General features: G+C 72.2%; 23 protein-coding genes. 12 read left to right on the plus strand and 11 right to left on the minus strand.

Going from position 1 to position 21,166, the window contains the following annotated elements; all coding sequences use genetic code 11:
• The first annotated feature begins 137 nt into the window (after window positions 1–137).
• Window positions 138–734, plus strand: a complete 597-nt coding sequence (locus ACFY01_RS10085; RefSeq protein WP_390735203.1) for a hypothetical protein — start codon at window positions 138–140, stop codon at window positions 732–734.
• A 371-nt stretch (window positions 735–1,105) separates the two neighbouring features.
• Here ACFY01_RS10085 and ACFY01_RS10090 read toward each other — a convergent pair whose 3' ends face one another.
• The gene (locus ACFY01_RS10090; RefSeq protein ID WP_390735204.1) at window positions 1,106–1,339 is read right to left on the minus strand and encodes a hypothetical protein; all 234 of its coding nucleotides are present in this window, start codon (window positions 1,337–1,339) and stop codon (window positions 1,106–1,108) included.
• 58 nt (window positions 1,340–1,397) lie between these two features.
• On the opposite strand from ACFY01_RS10090, the gene map reads away from it, so the two are divergent.
• A complete protein-coding gene (map, locus tag ACFY01_RS10095; protein ID WP_390735205.1) occupies window positions 1,398–2,255 on the plus strand; it encodes a type I methionyl aminopeptidase in 858 nt (285 codons plus the stop codon).
• Here the strand turns inward: map and ACFY01_RS10100 are convergent.
• Both ACFY01_RS10100 and ACFY01_RS10105 read right to left on the minus strand, forming a co-directional pair.
• A complete protein-coding gene (locus tag ACFY01_RS10100) occupies window positions 2,252–2,911 on the minus strand; it encodes a PhzF family phenazine biosynthesis protein (RefSeq protein WP_390735206.1) in 660 nt (219 codons plus the stop codon). The two genes, map and ACFY01_RS10100, sit on opposite strands and share 4 nt — an antisense overlap.
• Window positions 2,904–3,083 carry a hypothetical protein gene (locus ACFY01_RS10105; protein ID WP_390735207.1) on the minus strand — a complete coding sequence of 60 codons (180 nt, stop codon included), beginning with the start codon at window positions 3,081–3,083 and terminating at the stop codon, window positions 2,904–2,906. The genes ACFY01_RS10100 and ACFY01_RS10105 overlap by 8 nt, the downstream gene beginning before the upstream one ends.
• A gap of 169 nt (window positions 3,084–3,252) precedes the next feature.
• Between ACFY01_RS10105 and efeO the strand changes: the two genes are divergently transcribed.
• From efeO to ACFY01_RS10125, 4 genes are read left to right on the plus strand one after another with little or no spacing between them, the layout of a single operon-like run.
• Window positions 3,253–4,386, plus strand: coding sequence for an iron uptake system protein EfeO (gene efeO, locus ACFY01_RS10110; protein ID WP_390735208.1), 1,134 nt, complete (start codon window positions 3,253–3,255; stop codon window positions 4,384–4,386).
• 13 nt (window positions 4,387–4,399) lie between these two features.
• Entirely contained in the window at window positions 4,400–5,716 is a 1,317-nt protein-coding gene (efeB, locus tag ACFY01_RS10115) for an iron uptake transporter deferrochelatase/peroxidase subunit (RefSeq protein ID WP_390735209.1), read from the plus strand.
• Window positions 5,717–5,719: 3 nt separating this feature from the next.
• Window positions 5,720–6,592, plus strand: a complete 873-nt coding sequence (gene efeU, locus ACFY01_RS10120; RefSeq protein ID WP_390735210.1) for an iron uptake transporter permease EfeU — start codon at window positions 5,720–5,722, stop codon at window positions 6,590–6,592.
• On the plus strand, window positions 6,552–7,544 hold the full coding sequence (locus ACFY01_RS10125; protein ID WP_390735211.1) for a hypothetical protein: 993 nt from the start codon (window positions 6,552–6,554) through the stop codon (window positions 7,542–7,544). Before efeU ends, ACFY01_RS10125 begins: the two co-directional genes overlap by 41 nt.
• Window positions 7,545–7,607: 63 nt before the next feature.
• Here ACFY01_RS10125 and ACFY01_RS10130 read toward each other — a convergent pair whose 3' ends face one another.
• Together ACFY01_RS10130 and ACFY01_RS10135 are read right to left on the minus strand one after the other, a co-directional pair.
• The gene (locus tag ACFY01_RS10130; protein WP_390735212.1) at window positions 7,608–8,342 is read right to left on the minus strand and encodes a bifunctional DNA primase/polymerase; all 735 of its coding nucleotides are present in this window, start codon (window positions 8,340–8,342) and stop codon (window positions 7,608–7,610) included.
• A gap of 149 nt (window positions 8,343–8,491) precedes the next feature.
• Complete coding sequence (locus ACFY01_RS10135) at window positions 8,492–9,127, minus strand: TetR/AcrR family transcriptional regulator (protein WP_390735213.1); 636 nt, start codon at window positions 9,125–9,127, stop codon at window positions 8,492–8,494.
• Window positions 9,128–9,271: 144 nt separating this feature from the next.
• Between ACFY01_RS10135 and ACFY01_RS10140 the strand changes: the two genes are divergently transcribed.
• Window positions 9,272–9,448 carry a DUF6243 family protein gene (locus ACFY01_RS10140; protein WP_390735214.1) on the plus strand — a complete coding sequence of 59 codons (177 nt, stop codon included), beginning with the start codon at window positions 9,272–9,274 and terminating at the stop codon, window positions 9,446–9,448.
• A gap of 14 nt (window positions 9,449–9,462) precedes the next feature.
• Here the strand turns inward: ACFY01_RS10140 and ACFY01_RS10145 are convergent, their stop codons facing one another.
• From ACFY01_RS10145 to ACFY01_RS10155, 3 genes are read right to left on the minus strand one after another with little or no spacing between them, the layout of a single operon-like run.
• A complete protein-coding gene (locus ACFY01_RS10145) occupies window positions 9,463–10,452 on the minus strand; it encodes a small ribosomal subunit Rsm22 family protein (protein WP_390735215.1) in 990 nt (329 codons plus the stop codon).
• A gap of 20 nt (window positions 10,453–10,472) precedes the next feature.
• Complete coding sequence (locus ACFY01_RS10150) at window positions 10,473–11,654, minus strand: serine hydrolase domain-containing protein (RefSeq protein WP_390735216.1); 1,182 nt, start codon at window positions 11,652–11,654, stop codon at window positions 10,473–10,475.
• A complete protein-coding gene (locus tag ACFY01_RS10155; protein WP_390735217.1) occupies window positions 11,600–12,901 on the minus strand; it encodes a multidrug effflux MFS transporter in 1,302 nt (433 codons plus the stop codon). The genes ACFY01_RS10150 and ACFY01_RS10155 overlap by 55 nt, the downstream gene beginning before the upstream one ends.
• Window positions 12,902–12,996: 95 nt before the next feature.
• On the opposite strand from ACFY01_RS10155, the gene ACFY01_RS10160 reads away from it, so the two are divergent.
• Window positions 12,997–14,070: a Gfo/Idh/MocA family protein gene (locus ACFY01_RS10160; RefSeq protein WP_390735218.1), complete on the plus strand. Its 1,074-nt coding sequence runs from the start codon at window positions 12,997–12,999 to the stop codon at window positions 14,068–14,070.
• Window positions 14,067–14,825 (plus strand): SDR family oxidoreductase, encoded by a 759-nt coding sequence (locus tag ACFY01_RS10165; protein ID WP_390735219.1) that lies wholly within the window; start codon window positions 14,067–14,069, stop codon window positions 14,823–14,825. Before ACFY01_RS10160 ends, ACFY01_RS10165 begins: the two co-directional genes overlap by 4 nt.
• A gap of 547 nt (window positions 14,826–15,372) precedes the next feature.
• On the opposite strand, the gene ACFY01_RS10170 is transcribed toward ACFY01_RS10165, so the two are convergent.
• Window positions 15,373–16,566: a D-alanyl-D-alanine carboxypeptidase family protein gene (locus tag ACFY01_RS10170; RefSeq protein WP_390735220.1), complete on the minus strand. Its 1,194-nt coding sequence runs from the start codon at window positions 16,564–16,566 to the stop codon at window positions 15,373–15,375.
• A 152-nt stretch (window positions 16,567–16,718) separates the two neighbouring features.
• On the opposite strand from ACFY01_RS10170, the gene ACFY01_RS10175 reads away from it, so the two are divergent.
• Entirely contained in the window at window positions 16,719–18,215 is a 1,497-nt protein-coding gene (locus tag ACFY01_RS10175; RefSeq protein ID WP_390735221.1) for an ABC transporter permease, read from the plus strand.
• Between the two features lie 35 nt (window positions 18,216–18,250).
• Window positions 18,251–18,973, plus strand: a complete 723-nt coding sequence (locus ACFY01_RS10180; RefSeq protein ID WP_390735222.1) for an ABC transporter ATP-binding protein — start codon at window positions 18,251–18,253, stop codon at window positions 18,971–18,973.
• 28 nt (window positions 18,974–19,001) lie between these two features.
• Here the strand turns inward: ACFY01_RS10180 and ACFY01_RS10185 are convergent, their stop codons facing one another.
• Both ACFY01_RS10185 and ACFY01_RS10190 read right to left on the minus strand, forming a co-directional pair.
• Window positions 19,002–20,033 (minus strand): aldo/keto reductase, encoded by a 1,032-nt coding sequence (locus tag ACFY01_RS10185; protein ID WP_390735223.1) that lies wholly within the window; start codon window positions 20,031–20,033, stop codon window positions 19,002–19,004.
• A gap of 90 nt (window positions 20,034–20,123) precedes the next feature.
• Window positions 20,124–20,450 (minus strand): nuclear transport factor 2 family protein, encoded by a 327-nt coding sequence (locus ACFY01_RS10190; protein WP_390735224.1) that lies wholly within the window; start codon window positions 20,448–20,450, stop codon window positions 20,124–20,126.
• A gap of 136 nt (window positions 20,451–20,586) precedes the next feature.
• On the opposite strand from ACFY01_RS10190, the gene ACFY01_RS10195 reads away from it, so the two are divergent.
• Entirely contained in the window at window positions 20,587–21,132 is a 546-nt protein-coding gene (locus ACFY01_RS10195) for a DoxX family membrane protein (RefSeq protein WP_390735225.1), read from the plus strand.
• Window positions 21,133–21,166: the final 34 nt, after the last annotated feature.

Raw genomic sequence — 21,166 nt, forward strand, 5'->3', positions numbered from 1 at the left:
TCCTCGGGCGTCCGCGGACGTGTGCGGGCCTGTGCGTACCTCTGTGGAACCGTACTGACCGGACACTGTCCCCGAATTGAGCGAATTTGAGGTGAACTCCGCGTCAAGAGTGACCGGTTACGGCACCATGCGGTCGTATGGACGCCGTACGGGTCGCGCTGCTGCGCGAAGTGCTCGCCGGGACCGAGTGGCTGGGTGCCACCCGGCGGTTCGCGGGCGTACTGCGCGGGTCCGTGGTGACGCACGGCGGCGGGCTGTTGCTGGTGGGCACCCCGGAGTACGAGCCCTGGCACCTGGCGGCCCACCTGGTGGACGAGGCCGCCTGGTCGGGCACGCCCGAGCTGGCCCCGACCCTCGTACGGCACGGCGCGTGCCCCTCGGACCCGGCGCACCTGGCCGTCGGCCCCGGCCGGCTCGAGGCGGCCCGGCGCGGCGAGACCCTGCTGGTCGTGGCCCCGGCCGAGCCCGCCCCCCTGCTCCAGCGGGTGCACGACGCCCGCCGGGCGGGGGTGACGGTGCTGGCCCTGGGCGCCGGCGGGGGCGAGCTGGAATCCATGGCCCACGAGACGCTGGCCGTACCGGAGGGCGCCGAGCTGGACCTGGACAGCGTCCAGCACCTGGTCAGCGCGGCGGCCGGCGAGAACGAGGGCTCTCCGAGGGTTCGGCGGGGGTTCCGGGACCGTCTGTCGAGGCTGGCGGAAACCCTGACGTCGCCGCCGCCCGCCCCCTGGTGACACTCCCGGCGAAAAGCGGTTGCCGCGCACCGCGCTTCGTGCGGGTCCTGTCAGCCCTCGTCGTCCCCCCGTCGGCCGACGCGTCGTGCGGGCGCGGGCCCCCGACGGAGGTCGCGAGCGCACGGCACGCAAGCCGGAGCTGCACGCGCCGGGGCGGCACAGCGCTGCCGGTCGTCGGTACCTCCGGCACGCGCCCGGGTGCGGGGCCTGTCAGTCCTCGTCCGTCTGCCCGCCAGGCGGCGCGCCGTGCGTGGGCGGGCCCCCGATGAAGGTCGCGAGCGCACGGCACGCAAGCCGGAGCTGCACGCGCCGGGGCGGCACAGCGCTGCCGGTCGTCGGTACCTCCGGCACGCGCCCGGGTGCGGGGCCTGTCAGTCCTCGTCCGTCTGCCCGCCGGCCTGGGCGTCGTGCCAGCGGGGGTCGTTCTCCCACTCGAGGTTTCGCTCGCGGGCGGTCTGCATCGCGTGTTCGGCCTCCGCACGGGTGGTGTAGGGGCCGAAGCGGTCCTTGGCCGGGCACTCCGGGCCCTCCTCGACCTTCTTGTGGTGCAGGCAGTAGTACCACTCGCCGGGCTTCCCGGCCGTCCGCTTCTTGAACAGGGCCATGACCAGCTCCTCTCGCCAACGACATGTTCCCCCACACCCGCTGGTTAGACTCGCTGGCATGTCTGGCCAGTCGCTGCTCGTCCCAGGGGAGCTGTCCCCCACCCGTTCGGTCCCCGGCAACATCCGCCGCCCCGAGTACGTCGGCAAGCCCGCGCCGACGCCGTACACCGGGCCGGAGGTGCAGACTCCCGAGACCATCGAGGCGATGCGGCGGGCCGGGCGCATCGCCGCGCGGGCCATGGAGGAGGCCGCCAAGCTCATCGCGCCGGGCGTGACCACGGACCAGCTGGACAAGGTCGCACACGAGTACATGTGCGACTACGGCGCCTACCCGTCGACGCTCGGCTACCGCGGCTTCCCCAAGTCGCTGTGCACCAGCGTCAACGAGGTCATCTGCCACGGCATCCCGGACTCGACGGTGCTCAGGGACGGTGACATCGTCAACCTGGACGTGACGGCGTACATCGGCGGGGTGCACGGCGACAACAACGCCACCTACCTGGTGGGTGACGTCGACGAGGAGTCCCGGCTGCTGGTCGAGCGGACCCGGGAGTCCCTCAACCGGGCGATCAAGGCCGTGAAGCCCGGCCGGCAGATCAACATCATCGGCCGGGTCATCGAGTCCTACGCCAAGCGCTTCGGGTACGGCGTGGTCCGGGACTTCACCGGGCACGGCATCAACTCGTCGTTCCACTCCGGGCTGATCATCCCGCACTACGACAGCCCGCAGGCCACGACGGTCATGCAGCCGGGGATGACCTTCACGATCGAGCCGATGCTGACGCTGGGCACGCACGAGTACGACATGTGGGACGACGGCTGGACCGTGGTGACCAAGGACCGCAAGCGAACGGCCCAGTTCGAGCACACGCTGGTGGTGACCGAGACCGGCGCGGACGTCCTCACGCTGCCCTAGGGCCGCTCGGGCTGGCGCTCCAGGAACACGCGGCCGCCGACCTCCACCCAGCCGCCGGGCTGCGGGGCCGTGAGGATCTGGGAGCCGGAGCCCTGGGTGATGTTGAGGGCGCGGCCCAGTTGTTCCGTGAGCAGCAGTGCCGCCGCGCCCGTCGCCTCGTCCTCCTCGATGCCGTCGTCCCGGCCGGGGAAGGCGCGGGCGCGGATCCGGCCGGCGGCCTCGTCCTCCCACGCCCAGGCGTAGATCCATTCGCCGGGTGACGGTACGGGCAGCGCGTCGACCTCGGCGGCGGTCGCGTACTGGCGCAGGGTGCGCGGCGGTGCCCACTCGGCACGGGCCTCGATCCAGCTGAACTCGCCGTCCAGGCGGACGCCGACGACTCCGGCCGGGGTGACCAGTTCGGGCACGTCCAGCAGCCAGCCCACGCCGACGCAGGGGTGACCCGCGAAGGGCAGGCGCAGGGTGGGCGTGTAGATGTCGACGATCCCGCGCTCGGGGTCGTCCACGAACACCGTCTCGCTGAAGCCGAGCTTCGCGGCGAACGCCTGCCGGTCCTCCGGGTCGGGGACCCGTGAACCGTTGCGGACGACGCCGAGCTCGTTGCCGTATCCGCCGTTGGCCGCGCAGAAGACGCGCAGCACGTCGTAGTCAGTCACCAGGGAATTGAAACATCACGGCGGCGGCCAGGGCGCCCCAGGCGGGGGCGCCGCCGGGGAGCGGCCAGGAGCGCGTGCGGTCACTCTCGTTGGGCAGGCCGGCGAGAGTGACCCGGGTCAGCACCAGGCACTTCGGGTCTTCATGTGACCGGTGTCGAGGTCGCGCGATCACTTGACCCCTCCTTTACCGTCCCTTGGGGGTTACTTTGAGCCGTCGATATCAAGCCGTGTCTGTGATCTTTCTGTGGGAGCTGAATCGGGGACCGGGTGGGTATGACTGAGGTAAGCCTCAGGTAAGTTAGGCCAGCCTCACCACACCAGCTTCCCGCTTGGAGCCCTGCATGCGAGCCGTCCGACTCACCGTCACCGCCGCCGCGACCGCGGCAGCTCTGACCGCCCTCTCGGCCTGCACGGCGAAGAGCGACGCCAAGGGTGCCGACGCCATCCAGGTGACCGCCGCCGACTCCAAGTGCGACACCTCGGCCAAGTCCGTCCCGGCCGGTCAGGTCACGCTGCGGATCGAGAACAAGGGCAGCAAGGCCACCGAGGTCGAGATCGTCCTCCCGGACGGCCGGATCATCTCCGAGAAGGAGAACGTCGGCCCCGGCACCAAGTACACCCTCACCGCCGAGGTGAAGGCCGGTTCGTACGAGATCGCCTGCCGCCCGGGCATGAAGGGCCACGGCGTCCGGCAGAAGCTCACCGTCACCGGCGGCTCCACCGCCAAGCGGAACCCGCAGCTGGACAAGGCGGTCGCCGACTACCGCGACTACGCCCAGGACCAGGCCGACCAGACGCTGCCGCTCGTCGGGACCTTCGTGAAGGCGGTCAAGGACGGCGACCTCGAAGCCGCCAAGAAGGCCTACGCGCCCTCCCGCCTCGGCTGGGAGCGCACCGAGCCGGTCGCCGAGTCCTTCGGTGACATCGACCCCAAGGTCGACGTCCGGGCGGACGGCCTGGAGGACGGCCAGAAGTGGACCGGCTGGCACCGCCTGGAGAAGGCCCTCTGGCAGGACAAGAAGATCGGCGCCGAGGAGAAGACCCTCGCCGACCAACTGGTGACCGACCTGAAGGACTGGCAGAAGCGGGTCGGCAAGGCCGAGATCACCCCGACCTCCATGGCCAACGGCGCCAAGGAGTTGCTCGACGAGGTCGCCACCGGCAAGGTCACCGGCGAGGAGGAGCGCTACTCGCACACCGACCTGGTCGACTTCAAGGGCAACGTCGAGGGCGCGCAGAAGTCGTACGAACTGCTCAAGCCGGTGGCGCAGAAGAACGACCCGGCGCTCACCAAGGAGCTGGACAAGCAGTTCACCGCGCTGAACACGCTGCTCGACAAGTACCGCTCGGACAAGAACTCGTACGACTTCGTCTCCTACGACAAGGTCACCGACGACCAGCAGAAGGAACTGTCGGACGCGGTCAACGCCCTCGCGGAGCCGCTGTCCAAGCTCGCCGCGGCCGTTGTGAAGTAGGGGGACGACGACGATGACGGACACCCAGGGAACCAGCCCTTCCAGCCCTTCCAGCCCTTCCAGCCCTTCCAGCCCTTCCAGCCCCGCCAGCCCCTCCCGCCGCTCGCTGATCGGCTGGGGCGGCGCCGGCCTCGCGCTCGGGGCCGCCGCGGCCGGCGGTGCGGTGGCGATGGCGAAGACCGGCGACGACGTGGACCCGGCCGCGGCCGAGACGGGCGCGGCGGTGGAGTTCCACGGCGCCCACCAGGCGGGCATCGCCACGCCGGTGCAGGACCGGCTGCACTTCGCCGCGTTCGACGTGAAGACCGAGGATCGCGCCGAGTTCATACAGATGCTGAAGGACTGGACGGCCGCCGCGCGCCGGATGACGGCCGGGAAGGCCGTCGGCGAGGGCGCGTACGGCGGGCTCGCCGAGGCCCCTCCGGACGACACGGGTGAGGCGCTGGGGCTGAAGCCCTCGCGGCTGACGCTGACGATCGGGTTCGGGCCGTCGTTCTTCGAGAAGTTCGGGCTGGCGGACAAGCGGCCGGCCGCGCTGGTCGACCTGCCCGCCTTCCCGGGCGACAACCTCGACAAGTCCCGCACCGGCGGCGACCTGTGCGTCCAGGCCTGCGCGGACGACCCGCAGGTCGCCGTGCACGCGATCCGCAACCTGGCCCGGATCGGCTTCGGGAAGGTCGCCATCCGCTGGTCGCAGCTCGGCTTCGGCAAGACCTCCTCGACCACGCCGGACGCCCAGACGCCCCGCAACCTCATGGGGTTCAAGGACGGCACCCGCAACATCGCGGGCACGGAGACGGACCGGCTGAAGAAGTTCGTGTGGGTCGGGGAGGGCGGGGACGGCGACGCCGACTCGGCCTGGATGACCGGGGGGTCGTACCTCGTCGCCCGGCGGATCCGGATGAACATCGAGACGTGGGACCGCACCTCGCTCCAGGAGCAGGAGGACGTCTTCGGCCGCGACAAGGGCGAGGGCGCCCCGGTCGGCAAGGCCAAGGAGCACGACAAGCCGTTCCTGAAGGCGATGAAGCCGGACGCGCACGTGCGCCTGGCGCACCCCGACTCCAACGACGGGATCACCATCCTGCGCCGGGGCTACTCCTTCACCGACGGCACCGACGGCCTCGGCCGCCTGGACGCGGGCCTGTTCTTCCTGGCCTACCAGCGTGACGTGCGCAAGGGATTCATCCCGTTGCAGCGGCGGCTGTCGGCGAAGGACGCGCTCAACGAGTACATCCAGCACGTGGGTTCGGCGGTCTTCGCCGTCCCGCCAGGCGTCCGGGACTCCGGTGACTGGTGGGGACGGACGCTGTTCTCGAAGGAGGCGTAACCCGTGTTCTCCAACTACCTGATCGGTCTGCGCGAGGGCCTGGAAGCCAGCCTCGTCGTCTGCATCCTGATCGCCTACCTGGTCAAGACCGGCCGCAGGGACGCCCTGAAGCCGATCTGGATCGGCATCGGCATCGCCGTCGCCATCGCGATGGGCTTCGGCTGCGTCCTCGAGTTCGGCTCCCAGGAGCTGACGTTCAAGGCGCAGGAGGCGCTCGGCGGTTCGCTGTCGATCGTCGCGGTGGGCCTGGTGACCTGGATGGTGTTCTGGATGCGGCGCACCGCCCGGCATCTGAAGTCGGAGCTGCACGGCAGGCTGGACGCGGCCCTGGCGATGGGCACGGGCGCGCTGGTGGCGACGGCGTTCCTGGCCGTGGGCCGGGAGGGCCTGGAGACCGCCCTGTTCGTGTGGGCCTCGGTGCACGCGGCCTCCGACGGCACCCCGCGCCCGCTGGTCGGCGTGGCGCTGGGCCTGGCGACGGCGGTCCTCCTCGGCTGGCTGTTCTACCGGGGAGCCCTGAAGATCAACCTCGCCAAGTTCTTCACCTGGACCGGCGGGATGCTGGTCGTGGTCGCGGCCGGCGTGCTGGCGTACGGCTTCCACGATCTCCAGGAGGCCGGCATCGTCCCGGGGCTGACGAACCTGGCCTTCGACATCAGCGACACGATCGCGCCGGACAGCTGGTACGGCACGCTGCTGAAGGGCGTGTTGAACTTCCAGCCCGACCCGACCGTGATCCAGGTCACGGTGTGGCTGCTGTACCTGATCCCGACGCTCGCGCTGTTCCTCTCCCCGGTAGGGTTCGCCTCCGGGAAGGGGAAGGTGAACGCACCTGATGACCAGGGATCGCAGCCCTCGCAGGCTTCGCAGGCGTGACCGGAACGCACTCATAGCCACCTCGCTGACCGCTTTGTCGCTGACGGCGAGCGGATGCGTGGTGGTGCACGGGGAGCGCGAGGTGCTCCCGGCGACCACCCGCGCCGAGGCCGCGAAGGCCTTGCGGCAGTTCACGGACGCGTACAACAACGCCGACAAGGCGTACGACCGTTCCCTCGACGCGGACCACGTCACCGGCGCCTTCGGCGACATCGACGGGGCCCGGCTGGAGGCCGGGCATGCGAACAGCCCGGGCGGCAACACCCGGCACACCCCGCTGAAGCTGTCGGACGCGAAGTACACCATCGTCAAGAAGGCCGGCTGGCCGCGCTGGTTCGTGGTGAACGCCGCCGCCAACAAGGGCGGTGCCGCGCGCTGGCTGTTCGTCTTCACCCGCGACGGTCTCGCCGAGCCGTGGCAGGCCGCGTACGTGACGCTGGTGGCCCCCGGCAACGTGCCGGAGTTCAAGAAGGACAAGGACGGCTGGGGCGAGGCCGTCCCCGCGGCCTCCACCTCGCTGGCCGTCGAGCCGCGGCAGCTCAGCCGGCAGTACGCGACGTATCTACAGAGCGGCGGGAGCGTCTTCGCGGACGGCGCGCACACCAGCGGGTGGCGCAAGGACCGCGCGAAGGAGGCCAAGAAGCCGGGTCTGGTCAGGCAGTTCATCGACGAACCGCTGACGAGCGGCGACTACGCGCCGCTGGCGCTGCGCACCGCGGACGGCGGGGCGCTGGTGTTCTTCACCACGCACCACTACGAGAAGCAGACCGCCGCCGCGGGCACCTCCGTGCCCACCCCCGGCGACGACGTGAAGGCCCTGACCAAGGGCGAGATCAAGCAGTCGCTGACGCTGGAGCTCGTCTCCAACGAGGTCGCCCTGGACCCGAAGGCGGGCGGCAAGGTGTCCGTACTGGGCCGGATCCAGGGGCTGACGGGGGCCGAGGGCGGCTGAGGACGGCTGGAGGCGGCCAGGAGTCCCGGGAGTCCTCACCCGGGGCCTGCCCGGCCGGGGGCTTCAGTGCCGCAGGGGCCAGGCCGCCGCCGGGTGGCCGGGTTCCGCGCCGGCATGGCGGGCGCAGGCGTCGGTGAGGGCCTCCAGCAGGCTCAGCGGGTCCGGCAGCGGATGCTCCGGGCCGCGTACCCAGCGCACGGCCTTCTCCTCGCCCGGCAGCCGGGCCGGCGGGACCAGCACGTACGAGCCCCGGCAGTGCCAGCGCAGGCCCGGGTGCTCGTCCATGGTCTCGGGGTGGCAGTCCAGCTCGCAGGGCCACCACTCGTCCTCGTCCTCGGGCGTGCCCCGGGTGAGGGTGAAGAACAGCAAGCGGCCGTCGTCGCTCTCGGCGACCGGGCCGACCTCGACACCCGAGCCGAGCAGCCTCTCCAGCGCTTCCCGGCCGGCCTCCAGGGGGACGTCGAGGACGTCGTGCACCATGCCGGTGGCGGTGACGAAGTTGGCCTGCGGCTGGTGCCGGGCCCAGCGCTCGATCTGGGCGCGGTCGGTGGTGGACTGCGTCTGCCAGGCGAACGACACCGGGTGCCGGGCGGGGGTGGGACAGCCGACGCGGTCGCAGGAGCAGCGGTAGCCGGGCGCGGGGTGCGCGGCGGGCGCGAGCGGCAGTCCCGCTCCGGCGGCGGCCAGCAGCAGGGTCTCACGGCCGCCGTCGTCGGCGGCCTGCTTCGGGCGGCGTCCGCGCAGCCACTGGGAGATCTTGCCCTGCCGGCCGGACCGGCCGTCGAACTCCGCGCTCATCTATCGCCTCGCCTCGCCTGTCGTGCGGTCAGCATGCCCCATGGTCCCACCGTCCGGGGCTCCGGTGGGCCGGAGCCGACATCCGGGGTGAGTGAGACAAGACATACCGGGGGCTCCCATCGGTCGTTTTGCCGTGATTTGGCGGCCGGTCAGCGCGGGGCGAGGCCGTACAGCGCGTAGTCGACGAGGGTGTCGGTGTACTCGTAGGTGATCGGGCCCGTGTACTGGAGCCAGCGCTGGGCCAGCGGTGAGACGAAGAACTCCAGGGCGATGCGCGGGTCGATACCCGGGCGGACCTGGCCGGCGTCCTGGGCGGCGCGCAGGCGGTCGACGTACAACTGGAGGGACGGTTGCAGCAGCTTGGCCGTGAACTCGCGGCCGACCTGTTCGTTGACCACGCCCTCGGCGGCCAGGGCCCGGGAGGGCGCCTCGAACCTGGGATCCGTCAACTGGTCGACGGTGGCCCGCAGCACGGCCTTGATGTCGGCGGCGATGTCACCGGTGTCCGGGATGGCGTACGGCTCCTGCTCCGCCGCCCCCGCGTCCCGCGCCGCCTGTTCGCTGAGGTCCAGGAAGGCCTCCAGCAGGACCTCCGCCTTCGAGGACCACCACCGGTAGATGGTCTGCTTGCCGACGCCGGCGCGGGCGGCGATTCCCTCGATCGTCGTCTTCGGGTAGCCGGCCTCCGCGACGAGTTCGAGGGCGGCGGCGTAGATGGCGCGGCGGGACCTCTCGCTGCGGCGGGTGGTGTCGGGGGCGGACGGGGCGGGCTTCTGGGCGGCCATGGGTTCGAACCTATCAGGTTGACAAGACGGATCGTCTCGCGAAGAGTGGCTGATGGAGACGAGACGGTTCGTCTTGTTGGATCACTTGTCGGATCGTCGAGTCGTCGACTCGATCGAATCGACCGCATGCGGAGGGAGACCCTGATGTCGCGAGGTGGAACCGGAAACATGCTGGGCGTCGGCGGCACCCGCCGGAACCTCGGCCGCAAGGCGCTGCGGGGCGACGGCCAGGACGGCCGCGTGGGCGCAGGCCCCGACCGCCGGGCCCAGAAACGGGAGCTGCTGCGCAGGCTCCAGGAAGGGCGGGACACCCGGCGGTGACGCCGGACGCGGGGTCAGTCCTCCGCGGGCGGCCAGGGATCGCCCCAGTCCGCGTCCCGGGCCGCCTTGTACAGGTCGCCGTGGCGTTTGGTGACCGTCGTCCGGCGCAGTCGCTCGTCCGTCTCGCACAGGTCGAGGAGGACCTGGCCCTTGCGGATCTGCGGGCGCCGGACCACCCGGGCGGGCGCGGGGGTGACGGGGAGGCGGGTGACGGCGACGTAGCTGAACTTCTCGTCCTCGTACGCCAGGGAGCCCCCCTTGACCTGGCGGTGCAGGGAGGAGCGGCTGACCCGCGCGGAGAAGTGGCACCAGTCGGTGCCGGGGGCGATGGGGCAGGCGGCGCTGTGCGGGCAGGGCGCGGCGACGTGGAAGCCGGCCTCGACGAGGCGGTCGCGGGCCTCGATGACGCGGGCGTAGCCGGCGGGGGTGCCGGCCTCGACGATCACGACGGCCCGGGCCGCTCGCGCGGCGGCGTCGACGAGCGCCGCGCGGTCGGCCTCGGTCAGTTCGTTGAGGACGTAGGAGACGGTGACGAGGTCGACCGGGTCGAGGGTCAGGGCCGTGCCGATCCGGGCGCGCTGCCAGCGGGCGTCCCTGAGCGCCGGGTGGGCGGCGGCGATCTCCTTCCCGAGCGCGAGCGCGGGCTCGGCCCAGTCCAGTACGGTCACCGGCCGCGTGCCGTCCCAGGTGGCGCTGACCGCCCAGGTCGCCGCGCCGGTCCCGCCACCGACGTCGGCATGGCTGCCCGGCACCCACCCGGGCACGGCGTCCGCGAACGCCGCCAGGGCCGACCGGACCGCCTCGAAGGTGGCCGGCATCCGGTAGGCGGCGTACGCGGCGACGTCCGCGCGGTCCCGGAGGATCGGCGCGTGGGTCGGGGTGTCCCCGCGGTAGTTGGCGATCAGCCGTTCCACGGCCCCGGCGGCCTGCGAGGGCGGTAGCCCGTCGAGCAGTCCGGTGAGGGTCGCGCGGAGGGTGTCGGCGGCGGAGGCGGGGGCGTTCACCCGCCGATTCTCTCAGGCTCTCAGGACCCCTGGACCGCCCGGGCCAGCCTCGTCGCCGCCGCTGCCCTGGGCCCGCTGTCCGGTGGCCGCCGCCGGGGATGCACGGTGTTGGCCAGCAGCACCAGGAACGTGTCCGTGGCCGGGTCCAGGACCAGCGACGTCCCCGTGAAGCCGGTGTGGCCCGCCGCTCCCCCGCCCGCCAGCTCGCCCATGAACCAGGGCTGGTCCACGGCGAAGCCCAGGCCGGGCGGGGTCAGCAGCAGTTCCACGAAGTCGGGGCCGAGGATGCGCGCGGGACCGTACTGGCCGCCCGCGAGGAGGGTGCGGCAGAAGACCGCGAGGTCCGGGCCCGTGCCGAACAGGCCCGCGTGGCCGGCCACCCCGCCCAGCGCCCAGGCGTTCTCGTCGTGGACCACGCCCCGCAGCATCCCCCGGTCCGCCTTGGCCCAAGGCCGCCGCTGGTCCTCGGTGGCCGCGGCGCCCGGGCACGGCCCGAAGCCGGTCGCGGTCATCCCCAGCGGCCGGGTGATCCCCTCGTGCACCAGGGCGTCGAGGGCGCGGCCGGTGACGCGCTCCAGCACGAACTGGAGCAGCAGCATGTTCAGGTCCGAGTACAGGTACGTGCCCGGCTCACCGCTCGGCGCCTCGGCCCGCAGCAGCGCCAGCCGCGCGGTGTCGTCGGCGCAGTCGTACAGCGGCAGCTCGGGGCGCAGCCCGGAGGTGTGGGTGAGCAGCTGCCGTACGGTGATGCCGTGCTCGGCGGCGGCCCGGAACTCCGGGAGGTACGCGCCCACCCGGGCGTCCATGCCGAGGGTGCCCCGCTCGATCTGCTGGACGGCGGCGACCGAGGTGAACAGCTTGGTGAGCGAGGCCAGGTCGAAGGGGGTGTCGACGGTCATCGGCACCCGGGCGGCCGGCGGCAGTTCGACGCCCGCGTCGGTCTCCGGGTCGTAGGAGCCGTACCGCACCGCCCAGCCCGCCGCCTCCCGCGCGGCGATCACCGGCCCGCGTCCGGCCACCACGACGACGCCCGCCGCCCAGGGATGTTCCCCGGTGGTGAGGCCGCGGACCCCGCGGACCAGGCGGCCGAGTTCCGTGCGGTCGAGCCCGGCCCGTTCCGGGGTGTCGACGCGCAGCCTTGGTGCGCTCAGCTCTCTCCTCCTTCCGTCCCCGCACGCGTACGCGTGTTCCAGGGACGGCACATTCCCACGAAGCAGGCCAGCGCGACCAGTGATCCCGCCAACTGGACGACGGCCATGGGCACGGCGCTGTGCTCCCCGGCGACGCCGACGAGCGGCGAGGCGACCGCTCCGACAAGGAAGGAGGAGGTGCCGAGCAGCGCGGAGGCGGAGCCGGCCGCGTGCCGGGTGCGCAGCAGGGCGAGGGACTGGGTGTTGGGCAGGGTGATGCCCATCGCGGACATCAGCACGAAGAGCGCGGCGGCGACGGGGGCGAGGCCGACGTTCCCGAAGACGCCGGCGGACATCAGCAGCAGCGCGGTCGCGGCGAGGACGACGACGGTCAGGCCGACGGCCAGCACCCGGTCCAGGCGGACCCGGCCGACCAGCACCTTGCCGTTGATCTGCCCGGCGACGACCAGGCCCACGGAGTTCAGCCCGAACAGCAGGCTGAAGGTCTGCGGGGAGGCGCCGTAGATCTCCTGGATGACGAAGGGCGAGGCCGATATGTAGGCGAACAGCGCGCCGAAGGCGAAGCCGCCCGCGAGCATGTAGCCGGTGAAGGGCAGGTCGGCGAGCAGTCCGCGCATCGCGCGCAGCGCCTCGCCGACGCCGCCGCCGTGGCGTTCGGCGGGCGGCAGGGTCTCGGGCAGCCTGAGCCAGACGACGCAGCCCAGCAGGGCCCCGACCACCGTCAGGACCACGAACACGCCCCGCCAGTCCGTCACCCGCAGGATCTGTCCGCCGATCAGCGGCGCGACGATGGGCGCGGCCCCCGAGACCAGCATGAGGGTGGAGAAGAAGCGGGCCATGGCCACGCCGTCGTACAGGTCCCGGACGACCGCCCGGGCGATGACGATCCCGGCCGCGCCCGCGAGGCCCTGCGCCAGCCGGAAGGCGACCAGGGTCTCCACGGTGGGCGCGACGGCGCACAGGGCGGTCGCGACGACGTACACGGTGAGGCCGACGAGCAGCGGGCGCCTGCGGCCGAACCGGTCGCTCATCGGACCGACCAACAGCTGCCCGAGCGCCATCCCGGCCAGGCAGGCGGTGAGGGTGAGCTGGACGGTCGCCGCGGGGGCGTGCAGGGAGCGGGTGACCGCGGGCAGGGACGGGAGGTACATGTCCATCGCCAGCGGGGGTGTCGCGGTGAGGCCGCCGAGGACGAGGACGAGCAGGAGGCCGGTGCGGCGCACGGCCGGGACGGACGGCTCCCGCGGTGCGGACCCCCGCTTCACCTCCGGTGCCGACGCCGCCGTGTGCTCGCCCATGTGCCCCTCCCTCTCCGTGCCGACCGGCACCTATGCTCTCAGCTCGTAGACGCCGGTCGTACACGGTGCCGGGGATCACATGAGCGAGGGTGGGGATGGCGGGGCAGAGCGTGCGGTGGGGGATCCTGGCGACGGGCGGGATCGCCGCCGCGTTCACGGCGGACCTGGTGGACCTGCCGGACGCGGAGCTGGTGGCGGTGGCCTCGCGCAGCGGGGAGTCGGCGCGGGCGTTCGCGGAGCGGTTCGGGATCCCGCGGGCGTACGGCGACTGGGAGGCGCTGGCGAACGACGAGGACATCGATGTCGTGTACGTCGCCACCCCGCACTCGGCGCACCGGGCGGCGGCCGGTCTGTGCCTGGAGGCCGGGCGGAACGTGCTGTGCGAGAAGCCGTTCACGCTGAACCTGCGCGAGGCCGAGGAGCTGGTCGAGCTGGCGCGCGGGCGCGGGCGCTTCCTGATGGAGGCGATGTGGATGTACTGCAATCCGCTCATCCGGCGGCTGAAGGCGCTCGTCGACGACGGCGCCATCGGCGAAGTGCGCACCGTGCAGGCCGACTTCGGCCTCGCCGGGCACCTCTTGCCGGAGGCGAGGAATGGAGAACTGCCGCCCGCGCACCGGCTGCGCAACCCGGCGCTCGGCGGCGGCGCGCTGCTCGACCTGGGCGTGTACCCGGTGTCGTTCGCGCAGTTGCTGCTCGGCGAGCCGTCCGACGTGACCGCCCGGGCGACGCTGTCCCCGGAGGGCGTCGACCTCCAGACGGGCGCCCTGCTGTCCTTCGGCTGCGGCGCGCTCGCCTCGGTGCACTGCTCGATCGTCGGCGGTACCTCCGTCTCGGCGTCGGTGACCGGCTCACGGGGCCGGATCGACATCCCGTCCGGCTTCTTCCACCCCGACCGTTTCGTGCTGCACCGCGACGGCCGCGACCCCGAGGAGTTCGCCGCCGACCCGGCCGACGGGCCGCGCAGCAGCCTGCGGCACGAGGCGAAGGAGGTCATGCGGGCGCTGCGGGCGGGTGAGACGGAGTCCCCGCTGGTGCCGCTGGAGGGCACGCTCGCGGTGATGCGGACGCTGGACGCGATACGGGAGCGCATCGGAGTGCGGTATCCCGGGGAGGCCGGGGACCTGGGGGACTTCGGGGAGGGGGCCTCGTACGCTGCCGTGTCATGACTGACACGCGGACGAGGATCGCGGTGGTGACCGGCGCCGGTTCCGGCATCGGCCGGGCGGTCTCGGTGGAGCTGCTGCGGGCCGGATGGTCGGTGGCGCTGGCGGGGCGGCGCACGGAGACCCTGGAGGGGACGGCGGCGCTGGTGCCCGAGGGCGCCGCGCTGGCCGTACGGACGGATGTGGCGCGGCCCGAGGAGGTGGCCGCGCTCTTCGCCGCCACGGTGGACCGGTTCGGGCGCGTCGACCTGCTGTTCAACAACGCGGGCACCTTCGGCCCGGGCGGGGTGCCCGTCGAGGAACTGCCGTACGACGCCTGGCGGCACGTGGTGGACACCAACCTCAACGGGGCGTTCCTGTGCGCGCAGGCCGCGTACCGTCGGATGAAGGAACAGGACCCCCAGGGCGGCCGGATCATCAACAACGGCTCGATCTCGGCGCACACGCCCCGCCCGCGCTCGGCCGCCTACACCGCGACCAAGCACGCGCTGACCGGCCTGACGAAGTCCCTGGCGCTGGACGGCCGGCCGTACCGGATCGCCGTCGGGCAGATCGACATCGGCAACGCGGCCACCGACATGACGCCCCGGATGTCGACGGGCGCGCTCCAGGCCAACGGGGAGGTAACCCCGGAACCGGTGATGGACGTCGCCGACGTGGCGCGCACCGTGCGGCACATGGCCGAGCTGCCGCTGGAGGCGAACGTGCAGTTCGCGACGGTGCTGGCGACGGCGATGCCGTACGTGGGGCGGGGCTGAGTTCCCCACGCTCCGTCAACTCCCCGATCCACACAAGCGGAATTCCAACGTCCGCGGTATTGCGGCCGATAGCGGACCTATGCTCAAATTTCTTCACCAGAGCTTCACAGTTGGAGCACTGGCGTTCCGCGGCCGCACCGAGGGGGGAGGCGGCAGCCGTTCCACGGCACCGGAGTGGGGGTGGACCTTTCGCGCTGGAGCGCGGGGTACGCACCGGTGAGTGGAACGGCTGCCGTTTTGGCCTGCCGAGGGCCGGCCGCCACATTCCGCTTGCGTGCGGCGGCCTACGCGCGTGATCGCGGCGTTGCCGAACCGTCGAGGGGACTCCTCCCCCGCGCGCACGCTCACGCGGGGGCACCCCGCCGCCGCGGCACGGGTTCCGGGTGGCGGCGGAGTCCGACGACCGGCCCACGGGCCTGGTGCGAGAGTCCCTCCGTCGGCCTTCGGCCGGGAGGCGCCCCCGCCCGGCGACGACCGGCATCCCGCCGCACCGGCCACCGCCGGGCCCTGTCCGAGGACGGGCCCGGCGGGACCTTCGCGACCGGCCCTACCCCGGCTGCTCGGCGTCCGGCTTGCCCTCAGCGGCCGTACCCGCCCTGCGCCGTCGCAGTGCCCACGCGCCCGCGCCCAGCAGGGTGACCGTCCCCGCGGCCCCTTCCAGCAGCCGCCAGCTCGATGAGCCGCCCGATGCCGAGCCGGGGGCCCCGGCGGCGGCCTGGGCGGTCCTGCGCGTCGGCGTGGGGCCGGCGCTCGCCTTCGCGCCGCCCTCGCTGAGCGGGTCGACCATCATGCCGACGGCTCGCGCTGAACCGCCCTTGCCGAAGCCCCAGTCGAGCAGCGCGGCGGTCTCCTCGTAGACGGCGTTGCCGCCGCTCTTGGGGTGCATCACCGTGACGAGCAGGGTGCGCCCACCACGCACGGCCGCGCCGGTGAAGGTGTTGCCGGCATGGCTGGTGTAGCCGTTCTTCACCCCGATCAGGCCCTCGTACGTGCCGAGGCCCCACGCCCCGGTCAGCAGCCGGTCGGTGTTCTGGATCTGGAAGGTCTTCTTGCCGCCCGCCGGGAAGTCGGCGGTCCGCGTGCCGCAGTAGCCCCGGAAGTCGCCGTCCTTGAGCCCGTGCCGGGCGAAGAGGGTCAGGTCGTACGCCGAGGACAGCTGGCCCTTGTGGTCGAAGCCGTCCGGGCTGACCACATGGGTGTCCAGGGCCTGGAGATCGTCCGCCTTGGCCTGCATCTCGGCGACGGTCTTCGCCAGCCCGCCGTTGAGGTGGGCGAGGACGTGCACCGCGTCGTTGCCCGAGCGCAGGAACACCCCCTGCCACAACTGGTGGACGGTGTAGGTGATGCCGGGCTTGACGCCGACCAGGCTGGAGCCGGCCGGGACGTCGGCCAGGTCGGCATCGGTGACCTTGTACTTCATCCCGCGGTCCAGCTTGCGCAGCACGGTGTCCGCGAACAGCATCTTCAGCGTGGACGCCGGCGCCAGCCGCCGGTGCGCGTCGAACGAGGCGAGTACCTCACCCGTGTCGTGGTCGGCGACGAGCCACGAGCGGGCGGTGAGCTTCCTGGGCAGCCCGGTGGCGCCGCGTACCTGGATTCCGGTGCGGGCCAGCCGCTCTCCGCCTATCGCCGTCGCGGCGGACGCGGGGGTGGCGGACGCGGGGGTGGCAGCCGACAGGGGAAGGGCGGCGGCCGTCAGACCTAGGGCGGCACGCCGACTGAGCCGAGAACAATCGCGCATCCCGGGACCGTACACCGAGCCCGTCATACGAAAATCTCATCCCCCTACCCGCTTTCTCAGCCCTGACACATGTTTTACCCAGGCCCGCTCAAAGGTTCCTCCCTAATTTGGCGCAGCGCCCACAGCGGGCGCCAAGAACCTCGAGGAACGGGATGTTTGGCATCTATCTCAAGCGCGAGCTGAGCCGGCGCAAGAAGGCCGCTCTGGTCATCGCGATGGGTCTGGCGCTCGGAATCGCGCTGGTCATCACCGTCAACTCGGTGTCGGCCGGCATGCAGCAGGCGCAGGACAAAGTCCTGAAATCGCTGTACGGCCTGGGGACGGACATGACCGTCACCAAGGCCCAGACGGCACCCAAGGCCGGCAGCTCGCAGGGTGGCCCGAACTTCAAGTTCGACGCCAAGTCGAGCAGCAAGACCTCGCAGAGCTCCGACCGGGTCATGACACAGGGCGGCCAGGCCCTGAAGTCCTCGCTGGTGGAGAAGGTCTCCGCGCAGAAGGGCGTGGACAGCGCGGTCGGCGCCCTGTCCCTCAACGTCACCAAGGTCGACGGCTCGTTCACCCAGGGCAAGGCGAAGTCCTCGACGTCCGGCTCGTCGGGCACCTCCGGTTCCTCGGGCTCCCAGCAGCAGGGCGCCCCGGGCGGCGGCAACAGCGGCGGCGGCCAGCCGCAGGTGCAGGGCGGCGGCGCCAACTTCAACGTGAACAACTACTCCGTGGCCGGCGTCGACGTCACCGACCAGGAGCTCGGCCCGCTCGCCGCGATGAAGATCACCTCCGGCACGACCTTCACCTCGGCGCAGACGAACGCCAAGGTCGCGGTGGTCAGCAAGTCCTACGCCAAGGAGAAGAAGTACAAGGTCGGCTCGACCTTCAAGATCTCCGGCACCAAGTACAAGGTCATCGGCATCGCCACCCCCGACAGCAGCGAGTCCACCACCGACGTCTACCTGCCGCTGAAGCAGGCGCAGACGCTGGGCGACGCCAAGAACAAGGTCACCACGATCTACGTCAAGGCGACCGACTCCCAGCAGATCTCCGCCGTGAAGAAGGAGATCCAGTCCAACATCTCCGGGACCACGGTCACCACCTCCTCCGACCTGGCCTCCACGGTCTCCGGCTCCCTCTCCACCGCCTCCGACCTGGCCTCCAGTGTCGGCAAGTGGCTGTCCATCGCCGTCCTGGCCGCCGCCTTCCTGGTCGCCGCGCTGCTCACCTCCTCCGCCGTCTCCCGGCGCGTGCGTGAGTTCGGCACCCTCAAGGCGCTCGGCTGGCCGAGCCGCAAGGTCACCCGTCAGGTGGTCGGCGAGTCCATGGTCAACGGCCTGGTCGGCGGCGGCCTCGGCATCGCCCTGGGCCTCGCGGCCGCCTACACGGTCACCGCGATCAGCCCGAAGCTGACCGCGCAGCTCGGCAACAGCGGCGGCACAGGCATGGGCGGCGGCCCCGGCGGCGGCCCGGGCGGCGGCGGTCCCGGTCAGCAGTCCGCCGCCAACACCATGGAGATCGCCCTGTCGGCCCCCGTCTCCCTCACCACCATCGCGCTCGCGGTGGGCCTGGCGGTCACCGGCGGCCTGATCGCCGGCGCCATGGGCGGCTGGCGCGCCTCCCGCATGCGCCCGGCCGACGCCCTGCGCAGCGTGTCCTGACCCGCCGTCACCCTGCTTCCCCTTACGGAGTTCCCATGTACAGACTCACCGGCGTCACCAAGCGCTACACGCGCGGCAAGGAGACGGTGGAGGCGCTGCGCGGCGTCGACCTCACCATCGCCGACGGCGACCAGCTGGTCATCCAGGGCCCCACGGGTGGCGGCAAGTCCACCCTGCTCCAGATGATCGGCGGCCTCGACCGCCCGACCGAGGGCAGCGTCGAACTGGACGGCGTGGACCTCGCGCGCATCAGCGAGACCAAGCTGACCCGGCTGCGCGCCGAGAAGATCGGCATCATCTTCCAGGCGTTCAACCTCATCCCGACGCTCACCGCGCAGGAGAACGTCGAGACCGCCCTGGTCCCCCTCGGCGTCAAGCCCGCCGAACGCCGCGAGCGCGCGGCCGAGGCCCTGCGCTCGGTCGGCCTCGGCGAACGCCTCGGTCATGTCCCGACCGAGCTGTCCGGCGGCCAGCAGCAGCGCGTCGCCATCGCCCGCGCGCTGGTCAAGAAGCCGAAGGTGCTGCTCGCCGACGAGCCCACCGGCAACCTCGACGAGGGCACCCGCGACGACATCATGGCCTTGCTGGAGGGCCTGTGGCGCGAGTACGGCCTCACCTTCGTCATGGTCACCCACGACTCGTCGATCGCCCGCCGCGCACCGCGCCTGGCCACCATCAAGGCGGGCCGGATCACGCTGACCGAGCAGCGGCCCTACGTCCAGCACGGCGCCCAGGGTCACGGCACCCAGGGCTACTGAGCCCTCCTGCCCGGCCCGTCGGGGCCGCTCACCGCCCGAGTATCCGGTCGACGTCGGCCAGCTGCCCGGCGGTGAGCGGCCCCTTCTCGATGGCGCCCGCGTTCTGCTCCGCCTGGGCGACGGAACGGAAACCGGGAATCGGGACGGTACGCGGACTGCGCGCCCACAGCCAGGCGAGGGCGCCCTGGGCGAGGGTACGGCCGTCGCTGGTGAGGACGTCCCTCAGGGCGTCGACCCGGGTCAGCCAGTCGGGGTCGGCCCCCGCCCCGTCGACGTAACCCCCCAGCCAGGCCGGCGGCCGGCTGCGGATGTCCCCGGCCTCCAGCACGTCACCGGCCCTGCGCTTCCCGCTGAGCAGCCCCATGGCCAGCGGACTGCGGTTGATGCTGGCGAGCCCCGACCGCTCGCACAGCGCCAGCATCCCGGGCGCGTCCTGGAGGACGTTGAGCGCGTGCTGTACGGCGGCGCAGTGCTCCCCCTCCGCGAAGACGGCGGCGCGGGCCGGATCGTCCGTACTCCACGCGTAGGCCCGCACGAGCCCTTCCTGGACGAACTGCTCGCACAGGTCCCGGAGCTCGGCCGCCCGAACGGTGCCGAGATCCGACAGGTGCAGCTGATAGAGATCGACGTGGTCCGTGCCGAGGCGGCGCAGGGAGGCGGTGAGCGCGCGGCGGGCGTACTCCGGGGAGTCGTCGCCGCCGGTGAGGGTCCTGGTGTCCTCGTCGAACACGTTGCCCCACTTGGTGGCGACGACGACGTCGTCCCGCCGCTTGCCGAGCGCCCGCCCGAGTACGCGCTCGCTGTGCCCCGCGCCGTAGGTGTCGGCGGTGTCGAAGAAGGTGACACCGAGGTCGAGGGCACGACGGACGGCCCGTACGGACTCCTCGTCGTCGACCTTGCCCCATCCGAGGGGCTGCCCGTCGGCGTCCTGCCACTCACCGCCGATGGCCCAGCAGCCGAAGCCGAGGGCGCTGACCCGTATGCCACTGCGCCCCAGTGTCCTGGTGCTCTCCGTGCTCTCCGTGCTCTCCGTGCTCTCCGTGCTCTGCGTGCTCTCCATGGCAAGGACGCTAGGAGTTGAAGCGCACACGAAGGCAAGCCCTTACCGCGAGGCCGTCAGGACCGCGAGGCGGTCAGGACCGCGGGGAAGTCAGGCCTGCCCGGTCTCGAACCGCGAGATCCGCCCGTCCTCCTCCACCACGAAGCTCCACCGGGTACGCATCTCGCCCCACGTGTCGTTGCTGTACCGGGCGACGAGCGCACGGCCGCCGCGGGACTCGTTGTCGACCTCCAGGTGCCCGTGGGAGGAGAAGATCTCCCGGTCGATCCACTCGGCGAGGTCCCGGTCGGAGCCGTCGTCGGACATGGTGGCACCGGGCGCGAGGAGCGCCATGAAGCCCTCGCGGTCGTGGGCGTTGACGGCGTTGACGAAGGCCCGGACGGCCGGATCGCTGAGCTTGGCTGTCTGAATCGTCATGGCAGCCACAGTCACACCGCTGCCTGGGCCCCGCCACCCGAACGGCACGCCGGGAAGGCCGGTGAGGTGTGGACGGTGCGACGGTGGAAACGCGAGGGAGAACTGTTTCTGCCGCCTGCACGACCGGGGAGCGACCATGACCTGCTACGACCGACGAGACCTGGGCCTGCTGCTACTCCGTCTGGGCACCGGCGGGGTACTGGCCGCGCACGGCGCGCAGAAGCTGTTCGGCTGGTTCGGCGGCCACGGCCTGGAAGGGACCGGCCAGTTCATGGAGTCCGTCGGCTACGCCCCCGGCAAGGCGAGCGCGACGGCGGCGGGCCTGGCGGAGACGGGCGGCGGCACACTGCTGGCGCTGGGCCTCGCGACCCCGGCGGCGGGCGCGGCGGCGGCCGGCGCGATGGCGGGCGCGGCGGCGGTCCACATGCCGAACGGCTTCTTCGCCCAGGAGGGCGGCTACGAGTACGCGGCCACCCTGGCCCTGGCCGCCACCGGCCTCGCCGTCACCGGCCCCGGCCGCCTCTCCCTCGACCACGCCCTCGGCCACCTCTTCGACCGCGGCTGGATGGTCCCGACGGCCCTGGGCGTGACGGCGGCGGCCACGGCGGTGGTGGTCGGGGCGCGGAACAAGCGGCTCCAGAAGGCCAAGGAAGGCGAACAGGAACCTTTGTTCGAAGACTGACGTCCCGTTCGCGGGCCGAGAGGTCCATGGCAGT

It is taken from the genome of Streptomyces sp. NPDC001480, assembly GCF_042894725.1.
Lineage (GTDB): Bacteria > Actinomycetota > Actinomycetes > Streptomycetales > Streptomycetaceae > Streptomyces.